This is a genomic window from Chitinophaga niabensis (assembly GCF_900129465.1).
GTDB lineage: Bacteria > Bacteroidota > Bacteroidia > Chitinophagales > Chitinophagaceae > Chitinophaga > Chitinophaga niabensis.
The window spans coordinates 326909-342370 of record NZ_FSRA01000002.1; the positions used below are offsets into that span (position 1 = coordinate 326909).

The window sequence follows — 15462 nt, forward strand, 5'->3', positions numbered from 1 at the left end:
TTTACGGACAGGGAGGAGTGTGCAATTTAGCTACTTAACGCACACAATTATTCGCTATGAAACACTTTCTCCTATCACTGCTGTTCTTTGGCTTCCTCCCTACCCTGGCGCAGAACAATACCCAAACGATCAGTGGTATTGTAACAGACAAAGCATCTGAAAGACCGCTCGCACATGTAGCGGTACAATTAACAGGTACCGGTATGGGTGCCATCACAGATTCAACAGGCCGGTATGTAATAAGAGGCGTACCTCCCGGACGTCACCGGATCTCCTTTACCTTCCTGGGTTATAAAACAGTGGCTATCCCTGAAGTACTGGTTACCTCCGGAAAACAGGTAGCGCTGGATATTCCGATGGATCAAAACATCAGTTCATTAAGCGGGGTTACCATCTCCTCCGGCAGGGCCCGTAAAGGAAATGCAGCCAATGAATTTGCCGGCAGCAGTGCCCGCTCTTTTAATATGGATGATGTAACCCGTTATGCCGGAGGCCGTAACGACCCATCCCGGCTGGCCAGCAACTTTGCCGGGGTAGCTACTACCAACGATTCCCGCAACGATATTGTGGTACGCGGTAATGCTCCCACCGCAGTATTATGGAGAATGGAAGGTATTCCTATCCCCAACCCCAATCACTTCTCTACATTGGGTACAACCGGAGGTCCGGTAAGTGCATTAAACACCAATGCACTGAAGAACTCTGATTTCTATACCGGCGCTTTCTCTGCTGAATATGGAAATGCTACAGGCGCTGTATTTGATATTGCATTGCGCACAGGTAATAAAGAGAAAGTGGAAAAAACGCTGCAACTGAATATGTTCAGCGGGCTGGAGGCTATGATAGAAGGCCCCATCGGTAAAAAAGGCGCCTCCTTCCTGGTAGGCTACCGTTATTCTTTTGCACAGCTGGCACAATCGCTTGGTTTGAATGTAGGCACACAAGCCACGCCACAATACCAGGACCTGATCTTCAACCTCAGCTTTGCAGATTCCAAACTCGGCAAGTTCAGCTTATTTGGTATGGGCGGTGTCAGCCAGATTGATTTTATCGGGAAAGACCTTGATTCAACTGACCTCTTTGCCAATAAAGATGAAGATGTTTATTTCCGCTCAAGGATGGGCGTGGTGGGACTCAAACATACGATTGATGTAGGCCGCAATTCCTTCATCCGTTCTATTCTTTCCTATTCTTATTCCGGCAACGAAGGAGATACTTACAAGTACAACGAAACCGAAACCGAGCGTAAACATGTTGTTTACGGAACAACCACCAATACCGGCCTGCGCCTTTCTACCTATATCAATTCAAAGATCAATACAAGGTTCACTGTGAGAGGTGGTGTGCTGGCTGAAATACAGGGACTGGACACTTACGTTCAAACCCGGATAGAGCAGGCAGACTGGATAACCACCAGGGCTTACGACGGAAGCTCTTTATTACTGCAACCATACCTCCAGGGCAAATACCGTTTCTCCGATAAACTTTCTCTCAATGCCGGCGTACACGGCATCTATTACGGCTTCAATGAAACATCCAATATAGAACCAAGGGCTTCCCTCAGCTACGCGATCGACAATACGAAAACACTCACCTTCAGCTATGGCCTGCACAGCCAGCAACAACCCTTACCTGTATATCTTTATCAGTCACAGCAACCGGATGGCACTTACGATCAATCCAACCGTGATCTGGGACTTACCAAAGCACATCATTACGTATTGGGGTACGACTGGTCTTTTGCCCGCGACTGGCGCCTGAAAGCAGAACTGTATCATCAATCTATATACAATGCGCCCGTGGAACAACAACCCAGTGGTTTTTCTGTACTCAATGCCGGCGCGGATTTCACTTTTCCTGAAAAAGCCGGTTTAGTGAACAATGGTACAGGAACCAATACCGGTGTGGAACTGACCGTAGAAAAGTTTTTCAGCAGTGGATTCTATCTCCTCACCACCGCCTCCGTTTTTGATGCGAAGTATAAAGGCAGCGATGGTGTGGAAAGAGCTTCCACTTTTAATAACAGGATAGTGCTCAATGTACTGGCAGGCCGTGAATGGAAGATCGGTAAAGATGGCAAAAATGCTTTTACAATAGATCTTAAAGTAGCCAATGCAGGTGGCAGGTATTACACCCCTGTGGATATTCCTGCCTCTGTTGCCGCCGGAGTAGAAAAGCTGGATGAATCGAAGTACAATGCAGAACGCCTCCCTTCTTATTTCAGGGCAGACCTGCGGTTCGGCTTCCGGCTGAACAATGCGAAACGAAAGATCTCCCATACCCTTTTCTTAGACCTGCAAAATGTAAGCAACCGGGAGAATGTATTTACACAACGTTACAACCAGGTATTGAAACAGGTAGGCACCCTCAACCAGATAGGTTTTTTCCCGGACCTCATGTACCGGCTCCAATTCTAGCCGATAGGATGGCGGATAACTGATCCAAACACAATGCCCTGTTCCCGGGTAGGGGAACAGGGCTGGATCAGCCCCCATACCTCATATAAAGCATAAAAAGTATACTTAGCGCGGGGCAGGAGAATTATTTTTTGTTTTATCAAAAAAGCGGCTAAATTTGCACTCCATTCAAGCCTTCGGGGGATTAGCTCATCTGGTAGAGCGCAAGCATGGCATGTTTGAGGTGATCGGTTCGAGTCCGATATCCTCCACGAAAGAAAAGGCCTTAAGTTTCATAACTTAAGGCCTTTTAGTTTTAACGCCAAATCCTCGCCCTATGAAACTAAAACAACGATTCTGGAAGATCGCCAGATGGTTCATCGTTCTCTTCTTTTTCATGTTCATCTGCAGATTGATCTATGGTTATGTAGCCACAGACATTATTGCCAGCTCCGACAACGCGGGCGACTTCTTTAGCAGTGTAGAAAACTTAAGGAAGAACTATGCGTCAGAGAATAATGTGAGCAGGCAGGCAAGTTTTGCGGCTTCTCAGAAGTATGAGAAAACAGCTACGGTGAGAACTAAAACCAGCCAGTTTGAAAAGGACCTGAATGAGATCAAAAACAAAACAAAAAGTTTTGATGGTATTATCCAATATGAACAAAATACCGGCAACAAAGGCAACAGGGAAATTCACCTGCTGATAGGCGTGAACCCTGAAAAGTTCGACAGTTTCTATCTAAAGGTCCAGAACATTGGCAGGATCAACTCCACAGAAATTACCAAGATCGATAAAACCAATGAATACAGGGAGTTGAATGCGAAAAAAGCATCGCTTGAAAAAACATTGCTATCGCTGAACGAGCTAAGATCAAGGAGCGGCGTGATCAGTGATTATGTTTCCCTGCACGATAAGATCCTGGAAATAGAAACAAAGCTACAGGAACTCGGTGTTGAGTTAGGCAACTTTGATGCAGAGAATGAATTCTGCAGCATTCGCTTCTCTCTCTTTGAAGGCGCACCTAAAAAAGGGATCAGTTTCCTCAGCCGTTTAAAGACCACTACGGAATGGACGATACGATACTATGCCATACTTGCCGTATCACTTGTTTGCATATCATTATCCGTTTTCATCATCTTACTGATCATTGATAAACTGAAAATATTAAGTACACTTACAAAGACTTCTTAAATACGATCTGGTTAAAGAATGTCATATTGAAGAACAGGAAAAGATCGTACAGGATAAAAGAAAGGATACTGAACTCTGTGAAGAACATCCTGATGGTAAAGAATCCGTAAAGGCCTGCCGCCAGCAGCTGGGATAGGATAAGCGCTACTTTGATCCAGGTGTTTTCATTTCGGATGTATAATAAAAGAAAGCCCATATTGACCACCAGTACTATCGTTTCAATGAGCAGCTTTTGTTGGTAAGGGCCGGTGTGGAAGAAAAGTTCAATCAGCCAATTGCATAACAGGTACCCCAATGCAAGTCCAAAATAGTACTTCCTAAATTGCGTCATAGATACAGGTATAAGAAAAGGTCTTAAGCTCCACAACTTAAGACCTTTTTTTAATTCTTAGGAAACCCGTCAGGTTAAATTTTATACACATGTCCATATCATTCTCTGCGAGAATGATCTTCAAAATGGAGATGCGGGCCGGTTCATTCCGGTAGCCCTTACTTTCTGACGATACATGTAATCACGGCCAATGTTTGCCCGCAGCCAGATCCATGTACCGTAAGTGCCACCGGTCATAACATGTTTCTTCGGATTAAGATTTTCATGGTTTAAAGGTTAATGTGCATAAGTAATCCGTTCTCCCGGTGATCGTCACCGGCAGTCAGATGCGTGTAGAAAAAATGTCGTTAAACAGGCTGTGTTGTGAGGCGCTCTCCTCAGGGCTTTGCTAGGTTAAATTATTTTGCTCCCCACTAAATAAATGTACGGATAATTCTAATTATTCGAAACTTTTTATGATTGGTGAAAATCAATCAGTTACGTAAAATAACAACAAATTGAAAGCGTATTACAATGTTTTAAAAGTAATTTATTGGTCAAACCGAAACAAAACGAATAAAAAAAGACCCTGAATGAAACTCAGGGCCTTCTTCCTCTATCCTATATTTACATCATGCCGGCACCTTTTCTCTTGTCCAGAAACGATGCTGTGCGATTGCTTTTATAAACGCTTTCTCCAATGCCTTTTCCCCTGTGATCACACCATCACTTTTAATCTTTACAAAACTTGCTTTCAAAACATCCAATCCCTGCGCGTCCGCAGCAATCGCTTTACAATGTTTATACCCTTCGTTGATGAAATGAATGGCATCTGGTTCATTGATCAAAGTAGCTGCACTTCTTTCTCCTCCGGGTATAAAAACTGCATCAAATAAAACAGATGCAGCTGTGAGGAAGGTCATATCTACTTTAACGTCTGCCCCTTTTGCATTTTTGATCACGCCTCCATGTGGTGCGATCACTTTCGCCTGGGCACCTTCTGCTTCCAGCGCAGCTTTCATCTTATTTAAAGAAACACCATCCACACCATCTGCTGCAAGTATAGCGATCTGCCTTGTGCTGATCGTATCCTTTCTTGTGTTTGCCATACTTAATGCAGGAGATTTTTCTATGCCCTGGGGAACAGGGCTATGCTGAAAGTTCTTCGGATTTGCGTCCGCACCAAAATTATGATTGAGCGGCTCCTGTGGTTTCGATACTTTAATTCCTAATCCATCTGCCACACGCTGTGCCAGTTGTGTACTCACTTTCGCCAGCAAACCTACCATGCGTTCACGGATAGCCGGTGTTTCCAGTTTACCTAATTCAAACCGTAAGGCATCTACTATATGATCCTGCTCTGGTTCAGACTGACTATTGAAGAACAAAGTAGCCTGGCTGAAAAAATCCATAAAGCTCTTGCTGCGCCCACGTACCTTTTTTGCATCTATCCTTTCTTCATGAGATGTAAAACCACCTTCCGCCATCTTTGCCTGGAAAGGACATCCGCCACCCGTAGTATTAGGATGATAACTGGCTTTACCTACATTGATCTGCTGACGCATGTGGCCATCCCGCTGATTATTATGTACCGTATTCACAGAACGGTTGATGGGTATCTCATGAAAATTAGGACTGCCCAGGCGGGATAGTTGCGTATCTGTGTAAGAGAACAACCGCCCCTGTAAAAGCGGATCGTTGGTGAAATCAATCCCCGGTACAAGATGCCCCGGGTGAAAAGCCACCTGCTCTGTTTCAGCAAAGAAATTATCTGGGTTACGGTTCAGCGTCATTTTGCCGATCCGCATAACCGGCACAATTTCTTCCGGGATTATTTTAGTAGGATCTAACAGGTCGAACGGAAATTTATGTTCGTCTTCTTCTGCCACTATCTGCACCCCAAATTCCCATTCCGGGAAAGCTCCTGCGGCGATCGCTTCATACAGGTCCCTGCGGTGAAAATCCGGATCTTTACCGGAGATCTTCTGCGCTTCGTCCCAAACCACAGCGTGCATACCCAGCAAAGGTTTCCAATGGAACTTCACAAAGTGCGACTTTCCTTTTGCATTGATAAAACGGAATGTATGCACCCCAAACCCCTCCATCATTCTATAACTACGGGGAATAGCCCTGTCAGACATGGCCCACATGATCATATGCATGGACTCCGGTGTTAAAGAAATAAAATCCCAGAAAGTATCATGTGCGGAAGCGGCCTGCGGCATTTCATGATCCGGCTCCGGTTTTACGGCATGGATCAGGTCAGGAAATTTTATGGCATCCTGGATGAAGAACACGGGCATATTATTACCCACCAGGTCGTAATTCCCTTCTTCTGTGTAGAACTTCACGGCAAAACCTCTCACATCCCGCGCCAGGTCTGTTGAGCCCCGGGAACCAGCAACCGTGGAGAACCTTACGAACACAGGGGTTTTAACAGAAGGGTCCTGCAGAAAACCGGCCTTCGTATATTTCTCCATCGACCTATATACCTGGAAAAAACCATGTGCAGCAGATCCGCGTGCATGCACGATCCGCTCAGGGATGCGTTCATGGTCAAAGTGTGTGATCTTTTCCCGGAGAATAAAATCCTCCAGCAATGTAGCACCGCGTTCACCAGCCTTTAAAGAATTATTATCGTCGTTAATTTTCAGGCCCTGGTCTGTAGTCATAAATTCACCGGTGCTATCTACACGATCCGGGTTAAGGTCTGCTAATTTTTTGTCTGGATTTACATTCTTTGGGTTAGCGTTCTTCTTTGCCATAAGATAAAGGTTTACCATTCCTTCATCAAATTCATGCCACGATGCAGGCAGGCGCTAACAAACAAATTGCTAAGCGGTAATAATCAATTCAAAAACTATATATATGCTATGGTGGGGACATTCAGCCCCAACCTGCGCATTTAGGCCCTGTTAAACAACAACTTAACGTAAAAGGAAGGCTTCGTTAATTTCTTCCTCAGGTCCAGCTCATAGAACATACAGGACATCAGTTCACGCAGTTGTTTATTTCCCATACCTAATTTCATCAGGTAATTAAACAACCATGGGCGATGCACCAGTTTTTGCAAACGTGCGCTGAGTTTTAACTCGGGTCCCAGTTTATAATAGATGGTTTCATCATATGCTTTTAGCTGTTCCGCAGAAAAATTATTAGCAGCAATAGCCAGTTTAGCCTGTTGTGCTGCATACCTTCCGGAATACAGCGCATTACCAATACCTTCTCCGGTAAAGGGATCTATAAGGTGACCGGCATCACCGATCAACATATACCGTTCACCGCTCAGCTTCCTTTTCTTACTGCCCAAAGGCAATCCATATCCATCTATTTTATCTATCAGCACCGCATCTTTGAAACGCTCTTTCAGCATGGGGTCATTCTCCAATGTATCCTGCAGCATTTTCCGCAGGTTCAGTTTCCTCTTTCTTACCACTTCGCTCAGGATGCCCACCCCTACATTGGCTTCTCCATTCGGCAAGGGGAAGATCCAGAAATAACCGGGCAGCAGGGATTTCAGGAAATGTAATTCCAGGTGGCCCTTCGGATGCAGGCCCTCAACATTTTTATAATAAGCACGAAGCCCCGCGCAATAATGTTTGGGCTCCATTTGTATGCCTGCCACATCTTTCGTAAAGGAGGAGTGTGCGCCATTGGCCACGATGATCAGTTTCGCTTTGATCCGTAAAGAGCCGGAAGCATCGCTGAGCAGGTATCCATCCTGCTGTAAAGTATATGTATCGATGGCTGTACCTTCTATCAATTCAATAGTTCCACAACGTTTCATTTCATCCACCAGGAAGTTATCAAACACCATACGTTTGCAAACAAAACCCGCCGCACCATCATTCACCGGTTTATATGCTATATCCAGCGATGCCCTGTTGGAAGCAACAAAAGTAACGCCCCAGCTCTCCTCTTTATCCTGCAAGCCCACCAATCTTTCCCCTATAGCAGGGTCGATGCTGTTCAGGATGGTGAGCACTTTCCCGCTCAATCCGTCTCCGCAGACCTTATCTCTCGGGAATACGGCCTTATCTACTACTATGCAGGGAATATTATACTGATGTAACTGTAAAGCTGCTGTGGCGCCAGCAGGGCCAGCTCCAATAATACAAACGTCGGTTTCCTTTATCGTGTTCATTTCCAGAAAGATACTCCTTAAAAAGTAACTGAAAAAGATTAAATTTACTATATCCACGCCGGTCAGGCATGATAAGCAACCCGAACCAAAACCGTACTTTCATCCCACCACCCATTTATCAATTGTGCTTAAGGCGCATGGATCAAACAAGCAGGTATACCATGTTATTCGCATTTCAGCCACAACCTTTAAGATCATGCTTCCTTTTCCTGGGAGGTTTACTGTGTTTGCTATCTGCTCATGCCCAGCCTGCCGATAAATATTTCCTCCAGAACCTGGATAACCGCAACGGCCTTTCCAACAGCGCTATCAATTATATTTATAAAGATGCGGACGACATCATCTGGGTAGCTACCTGGGATGGACTCAACCGGTATGATGGCTCTTCTTTCCACGTTTTCAATTACAGTAAAGAAAACGACCTGAAAAGTATAGGCAATAACGTGATACAATATATCACGGAGGATAAAAAAGGCAATATCTGGATCAGTACGATCGAAGGTATTTCCCGGTATGAAAAACACAGTGGCCGGATCTATAATTATTTCTATCAGCAACACCAGCGCAGCAAAATAAGTGAACAGGAATTCCAACTGGCAGTAGATACTGCCGGCACGGTATTCTGCCTCACTCAAAAACATGGGCTCACCCGCTATGATGCTGCGGCAGATTCTTTCCGTGTTTTTAAGTTCCCGGAGTCAGGGATCAGTAAATTTGCTTTTGATGACAGTAACGCCCTATGGCTGATCAACCATGCTGGCGAGCTGGAAAAATATACCTGGAACGGGCAGCAGTTTAAGAGGTTGCAAAACATACAGCAAAAGGTTAGTAATTTCTTTGTAATTAAGGAACACCTGTTCTTCACTACAGCAGATAATCAATTATACCAGCTCACAGATAACGTTGCGAAGCTCATCCTGCAAATGAAAAACGGGCTTACCGCTATGGTCCGCTATAATGATCATTACCTGCTCGCATGGTCCGGCAAAGGATTTGGGGTGTTTGACAACCAGTTCCGCCCTGCTGATTTTCTGCAGGAGGAAGCGCGGCAAATGCAGAACATCCGCGTAACCGCATGGGCTTTAGGCAGCGAACAGATCTTATGGTACGGCACCGATGGAAATGGCATGATCAAAATATTCCCTAAAACAAAACCCTTCGGCTCCATCGCCACGGCAGATGCTGATATGCCCTACAGCAAACCGGTGCGTGCATTCTGTGAATACAATGGTAACCTTTGGGTTGGCACAAAAGGCAGTGGTATTATTGAGCTGCCCGGTTTCTGGCAGCCGGGATCAGATCTTACAAAACGGAATTATTTTTTATCTCCCGGCGAATTGGATAACAATGCCGTTTATGCCCTGAAAAAAGGCACAGATCAATTGATCTATATTGGTACGGATGGAAAAGGTATCGGTGTGTATGATACCCGCAACCGTAAGTTCCACAAATGGGCCAGCATAGAGGGGTACGACAAACATCCGGAATTCGGTTCCGTTTATGCCATCCTGCAGGATGACGACAAGTCTGTATGGCTGGGCACCAGCAGTTATGGGCTCATTCACCTGAAACTGCGTTTGAATAATAATGGAAGTATCAGCCTTGTTTTCCTGGAGCAATACACTTTTAACGGCAGCAACACCGGTCCTGCCAATGATATCATTTATGCCCTCGCGGCCGGAGATACTGATCATATCTGGATTGCCTGCCGGTATGGAGGATTGAGCCTGCTGGATAAAAGGACCCGGCGCTTCAAAACCTTCAAGGCCTTCACCTACGAAGGCAGCCTTTCCAATAATGATGTGCTCTCCCTTTACAATGACAGCCATAACAGGATCTGGGTGGGAACCAGTTACGGACTCAACTGGATCAACCAGGCGGATGCCGTAAAAGATGAACCTGCATTCCGGAAACTTACTACAGAAAATGGTTTGCCTAATAATACCATTCACGCTATTGAAGAAGACAATGCCGGCAACATTTGGGTAACTACCAATAAAGGACTGGCCAAAGTACAGCCGGATAAAGCAACCGTTTCCTATTACCAGCAGGCAGACGGATTGCAGAGTAACGAATTCTGTGATGGCGCGGTTTGGAAAGATTCCTCCGATCATCTTTTTATAGGCGGTACTTCAGGCTTCAATTATTTTCTGCCGCAAAGGATCAGGAATACCAGCTGGTGCCCGAACCTGCTTGTTTCCAATATCATCATGGGTGGCGCAAGTACACATGGTACCATACTCCGGCCAGCAGGCAACAAAACACTGGATTACACCATTCACCGCAGGGATGGTTATTTTGACCTGGATGCGAAAGCCATCAGCTTCCTCAATGCAGATAAATGTGAATATGCCTATTACCTGGAAGGATATGATAAAGTATGGCATTACCCCGGCACCAATGGAAAGATTGCTTACAGCAATGTATTACCCGGCCATTATACCTTCCGGATAAAATGGTCTAACGGAGAAGGGGTATGGACAAACGACATTGCGCTGCTGAACCTGGAAGTGCAGCAATATTTCTGGCTTACTTTCCCTGCCTTCCTGGTATACATTATTGTATTATCCTTCCTCGGTTACCTGTTCTATCAATACCGCAGGAATCAGAACCAACTGGCTATGGAACACCTGATGCGGGTAAAGGAAGAAGAGATCCACCAGGGGCAGTTGGGCTTTTTCACCAATATCGCGCACGAACTGCAAACTCCCCTGACATTGATCATGGGTTCAGCAGAACGGTTCATGGATAAAAAAGAGAAACCTCATTTCCTCAACCTTATTCACCAACAAGCCTCCCGCCTCACTTATCTTGTGCAGCAACTGCTGGAGTTCCGGAAAGCAGAAGCCGGCTTCCATAATAATCAATACAGCTACCTGCATGTATCAGACCTGCTGTATAATCTCACGGATCCTTTTGTTACACTCAGTGAACAGAACGGTATTGATTACCAACGGAACATCCCCCCGGATATTAAAGCCTGGGTGGACAAAGACAAACTTGAAAAGATCCTTTTCAATCTTTTATCCAACGCCTTTAAACATGGCGGCAAAAAGATAGAACTCAGCGCCGCAGAAAACAACGGCCAGCTGGAAATAGCGGTCAGCAATTCCGGCAGCCACATCCCTCCGGATCAACTGGATAAGTTATTTGACAAATTCTATGTGGCCAAACCAGGTAATGAAAAATTCGGCACAGGAATAGGCCTTGCTTTCACCAAACAGCTGGTTACCATGCTGCAGGGGAAAATAACTGCTACCTGTGTGGAAGGCTGGATCACCTTTAAGGTAGAATTACCGCTAAGTACTGCAGGAGAAAATGCCCAGCTCATTTCAGACAAACCCTCTTATTTATATGAATCCCTCACTTCCTACAGGGACCCTGCCATTTCCCCGGAAGAAAATAATAAGCGGGCTATCATTGAACAACTGTCGCCGGACAACAGCCGTAAGAACATCCTGGTAGTGGAAGATGAACCCGGCATCCGTTACCTGCTGAAGGATATCTTAAAAGACCATTATACCATTTATGAAGCAGAAAATGGCAAAGAGGCACTGGACCTGATGGCCAAAGTGATCCCGGACCTCATTATCAGCGACATTATGATGCCGGATATGGACGGCCTCACCCTTTGCAATAAAGTAAAGAACGCTCCTGCCACCTGCCAGATACCTTTTATTATATTATCTGCCAAAGGAAGCGTGGAACATAAAACGGAAGGGTATGAAGTGGGAGCGGATGCCTATATCGCCAAACCCTTCCATATTGCCCATTTAATGGTCCGGGTCCGGAAATTGCTGGAATACCGTCAGCGGATGCATGATCTTTTCAGGAACAACGGAAATATTACCACTGCAGACATGCCGGATACGGATAAGGAATTTATCCAGCACCTGGTGCGCATCATTGAAGAGAAACTGGACGAACCGGAACTAAATGCCGCAGTACTGGAAAAAGAACTGGCCATGAGCAAAATGCAGCTCTATCGTAAACTAAAAACGATGACCAATATGACGCCCGGAGAGTTTATTAAACACATCCGCCTGAAACATGCGGCCCATTTACTTACTTCCACCCAGTTCACCGTCTCCGAAATTTTCTACCGTACCGGTTTCAATAACCAGTCTTACTTCTTCCGGGAGTTCAAAAAACGTTACCTCTGCGCACCCAACGAATACCGGGGTCAACAATCTGCGCAAAGTTAAATCATTGTATTTCAGCAAAGTAAGTACCCGTTGTAACTATAGTACAGTAAAATGTGACTATAGTGCATAAGCCCGGTATGCAATAACCCTACTTTGTAATAGCATTCCACATTATTTAAATCGCCGTTATGAAAAAAATACTAACACTATTATTAGTATGTTTCCAGGTGACCGCTTTCTCTCAATCAACTGAGATCAAAGTCACCGGAAAGATCACTTCCGTTTTCGGGCAACCTTTAGCAGGTGCCTCCATCCAGGTAAAAAATGCAACTAAAACCACTTCTACAGATGCCAGCGGCACTTTTTCCATTACCGTAGCCCCGGATGCCATATTGGTGGTGAGCTTTGTAGGTTACCAGAAACAGGAAGTACCTGTTGCGGGTAAAACAGCCATCATGATAGCGCTCGAACCTGCAGAAACCGGTTTGGGCGAAGTAGTGGTTTTGGGATATAACAGTCAGAAAAAAGCTTCCCTTACTGGTGCTATTTCCACCGTGAACATGGCAGATCTTGATCAGCGTAAGGTACCTGATGTGGCACAAGCCCTGCAAGGCCAGGTTGCCGGTGTGCAGATCACACAAAGCACCGGTGCGCCGGGTGAAGATATCAGTATCCGTATACGGGGTGAAGGAACCATCGGCAACAACAGTCCATTATTTATCATAGACGGCATCCCTTCCCGCGACATCTCCTTCCTCAGCCCCTCAGATATTCAATCCATCACGGTATTAAAAGATGCCTCCGCTGCAGCTATTTATGGCTCAAGGGCTTCCGCGGGTGTAATTGTGGTGGTAACCAAAACAGGTAAAAAAGGCGCCACTAATATAGATATCAACTATTTCAATGGCATCCAGAAGGTAGCCAACCTGCCCAAAATGTTGAACAGGGACCAGTATATGAATAAGATGGAAGAAAGCTGGAATAATTCCGGCTTTACAGGTACCAATCCATATACGGCCGATAAAAGCAGAACGGACCTTGCTAATACAGACTGGCAGAAGGAATTATTTGAAACAGGCCGCTCCCAGAACCTCCAGGTATCTGCCAGCGGCGGTAGCGACAAAGTACAGTTCCTGGTATCCGGCAGTTATTACAGCCAGGATGGGATTGTGGTTTACGACAATGATCAGTATAAACGTTATAACTTCAGGACCAATATCCGGGCCAACCTCACCGATAGATTATCCATCGGCACCAACCTCCAGTTCTCTTATGAACTGCAGGATAAATTATCTTCCAAAGGAGACGCCCCCGGCATTATCCGTCATGCATTGATCCGCCCACCGGTGATCCCCGTATATAAAGATCCCGGCGATCCTACTTACAAACCAGGCGATCCCTTCACCGACCTGCCTTTCTATAAACACAGCGATCAGGCCAATGGCGGATGGGAAAGCAATAAATATGAATACAGCAGCAATCCCGTTGCCCTCGCCTATTTCACGAACGATAAAAGGAATAGCTTAAAGACCTTCGGTAACGTATATGCAGAGTACGGCTTCCTGAAAGACAATGCTCTGAAGTTCCGTACCAACCTGGGCGTTGATCTGAACATGACCCATAACAAAACATTCAACCAAAACTTTGGTGATGACGATGGTGGCGGAAACGCTACAGATAAGGGGCAGGGACGCAAAAACCGCCCCAATGGCCTGAATGAGGACAGAGGTGAAGAATACACCATCACCTGGAACAATACATTGAACTACACAAAGGCCTTCGGCAAACATAATATCAGCGCACTGGCCGGTACTGAATATATCACTAACTACGCTTCTTCCATTGGCGCCTCACGGAGCCGGTTTGAATATGTGAACACCACCTTCCAGTACATTGATTATGGCGGAACACAAACGGATGTATGGAATGGCGGTAACGGTTCTGAATGGGGACTGTTCTCTCTTTTCGGTTCCGCTACTTACTCTTATGATGCACGATACATGGCCACTGTGAATTTAAGGGCAGATGCTTCTTCCCGTTTTGCTGAGAACAACCAGTGGGGTTACTTCCCTTCTGTTTCTTTAGGCTGGCGCATCTCCGAAGAAAAATTCATGCAGGATGTCAGCTGGATCTCAGACCTGAAATTGCGCGCGAGTGCAGGTACGTTGGGGAACCAGGAGATCGGTAATTACGCTTACCTTACTTTACTGCGTAAAACCGGTGATCAATATGTGATTTCCCGTTATGGCAATCCCGATCTGAAATGGGAAACCACCCGCCAGCAAAATATAGGGGTAGACATCGGTATCCTGCGGAACAAAGTATATCTCTCTGTAGATTATTTCTCTAAGAAAACATCGGACATCCTGCTGCCTATTTCCCTCCCTGCTTTAGTAGGAAGCGTTTCTCCCACTATTGTGAATGCAGGTGAAGTATCCAACAAGGGTATAGAAATTGCACTGAACCTGCGGAACAATGATCATGCGTTTAAATATGACATCAATGCGAACGTAGCCACTGTTACCAATAACGTGGAAAAACTGCATCCTAATTTGCCCAACATCACCGGCAATGTTTCCAGAACACAGGTAGGTCATCCGCTGAGTTCTTTCTACGGTTATGTAATGAATGGCATCTACCAGAACCAGGCAGAGATCACCAGCTACTTACACGGCACGCCTAATCCTTCTGAAAAACCCGGCGACATCAAATTCAAAGACCTGAACAACGATGGTATCATCAATGATAACGACCGCACCTTCATCGGTAATCCAAATCCTAAGCTCTCCTATGGTTTAAATCTCTCCGGCAGCTATAAAGGTTTTGATATCGGCATCCTCTTCCAGGGCGTACAGGGTGTTGACAAATACAACGATCTGAAAAAGATCACGGATTACGATACCCGTCCTTTTAACCACAGCATCCGGACCTTGGAAGCATGGCATGGTGAAGGAACCAGCAATACCATTCCCCGTTCCACTTTCAACGATAACGGCAGCAGCAGGGTATCGGATATTTTCGTGGAAGATGCTTCTTACCTGCGCCTGAAGAACCTGGAAATAGGATATTCTTTCGGCTCCATGCTGAAAAGAACAAATACCGGCATTAAAAATGTACGGTTGTATGTATCAGCGCAAAACATTTTCACCATCACCAACTACACAGGCCTGGACCCGGAATCCACTGACTTCTTCGACCAGGGAACCTATCCGCAATCACGCGCATTGTTGTTTGGTGTAAACGTTCAGTTCTAATTACTGTTTAAAAGTAAAAGC

At 45.5% G+C, this 15462-nt stretch carries 7 protein-coding genes and 1 tRNA gene; 5 read left to right on the forward strand and 3 right to left on the reverse strand.

Annotation, left to right across the window (positions count from 1 at the left end; all coding sequences use genetic code 11):
• Positions 1 to 56: 56 nt before the first annotated feature.
• The 3 genes from BUR42_RS18195 (at position 57) to BUR42_RS18205 (ending at position 3588) form a co-directional block, all read left to right on the forward strand.
• Positions 57 to 2417, forward strand: coding sequence for a TonB-dependent receptor (locus BUR42_RS18195; protein WP_074240860.1), 2361 nt, complete (start codon positions 57 to 59; stop codon positions 2415 to 2417).
• A gap of 178 nt (positions 2418 to 2595) precedes the next feature.
• A tRNA-Ala gene (locus BUR42_RS18200) sits at positions 2596 to 2668 on the forward strand.
• A gap of 65 nt (positions 2669 to 2733) precedes the next feature.
• Complete coding sequence (locus BUR42_RS18205) at positions 2734 to 3588, forward strand: DUF4349 domain-containing protein (RefSeq protein ID WP_074240861.1); 855 nt, start codon at positions 2734 to 2736, stop codon at positions 3586 to 3588.
• Here BUR42_RS18205 and BUR42_RS18210 read toward each other — a convergent pair.
• The 3 genes from BUR42_RS18210 to BUR42_RS18220 form a co-directional block, all read right to left on the reverse strand.
• Complete coding sequence (locus BUR42_RS18210) at positions 3572 to 3919, reverse strand: hypothetical protein (RefSeq protein WP_074240862.1); 348 nt, start codon at positions 3917 to 3919, stop codon at positions 3572 to 3574. The genes BUR42_RS18205 and BUR42_RS18210 overlap by 17 nt on opposite strands.
• Positions 3920 to 4530: 611 nt before the next feature.
• Positions 4531 to 6663: a catalase gene (locus BUR42_RS18215; RefSeq protein WP_074240863.1), complete on the reverse strand. Its 2133-nt coding sequence runs from the start codon at positions 6661 to 6663 to the stop codon at positions 4531 to 4533.
• 140 nt (positions 6664 to 6803) lie between these two features.
• Entirely contained in the window at positions 6804 to 8042 is a 1239-nt protein-coding gene (locus BUR42_RS18220; protein WP_074240864.1) for an NAD(P)/FAD-dependent oxidoreductase, read from the reverse strand.
• A 161-nt stretch (positions 8043 to 8203) separates the two neighbouring features.
• Between BUR42_RS18220 and BUR42_RS18225 the strand changes: the two genes are divergently transcribed.
• Positions 8204 to 12247, forward strand: coding sequence for a hybrid sensor histidine kinase/response regulator transcription factor (locus BUR42_RS18225; protein ID WP_084185884.1), 4044 nt, complete (start codon positions 8204 to 8206; stop codon positions 12245 to 12247).
• A gap of 128 nt (positions 12248 to 12375) precedes the next feature.
• Positions 12376 to 15441, forward strand: coding sequence for a SusC/RagA family TonB-linked outer membrane protein (locus BUR42_RS18230; protein WP_074240865.1), 3066 nt, complete (start codon positions 12376 to 12378; stop codon positions 15439 to 15441).
• Positions 15442 to 15462 lie beyond the last annotated feature (21 nt).

What these genes read in the sequence shown, in the direction of transcription:
- BUR42_RS18215 (WP_074240863.1), bottom strand. Translation starts at nt 6,663, where the DNA reads ATGGCAAAGAAGAACGCTAACCCAAAGAATGTAAATCCAGACAAAAAA.
- BUR42_RS18210 (WP_074240862.1), bottom strand. Translation starts at nt 3,919, where the DNA reads ATGACGCAATTTAGGAAGTACTATTTTGGACTTGCATTGGGGTACCTG.
- BUR42_RS18225 (WP_084185884.1), top strand. Translation starts at nt 8,204, where the DNA reads ATGTTATTCGCATTTCAGCCACAACCTTTAAGATCATGCTTCCTTTTC.
- BUR42_RS18205 (WP_074240861.1), top strand. Translation starts at nt 2,734, where the DNA reads ATGAAACTAAAACAACGATTCTGGAAGATCGCCAGATGGTTCATCGTT.
- BUR42_RS18195 (WP_074240860.1), top strand. Translation starts at nt 57, where the DNA reads ATGAAACACTTTCTCCTATCACTGCTGTTCTTTGGCTTCCTCCCTACC.
- BUR42_RS18230 (WP_074240865.1), top strand. Translation starts at nt 12,376, where the DNA reads ATGAAAAAAATACTAACACTATTATTAGTATGTTTCCAGGTGACCGCT.
- BUR42_RS18220 (WP_074240864.1), bottom strand. Translation starts at nt 8,042, where the DNA reads ATGAACACGATAAAGGAAACCGACGTTTGTATTATTGGAGCTGGCCCT.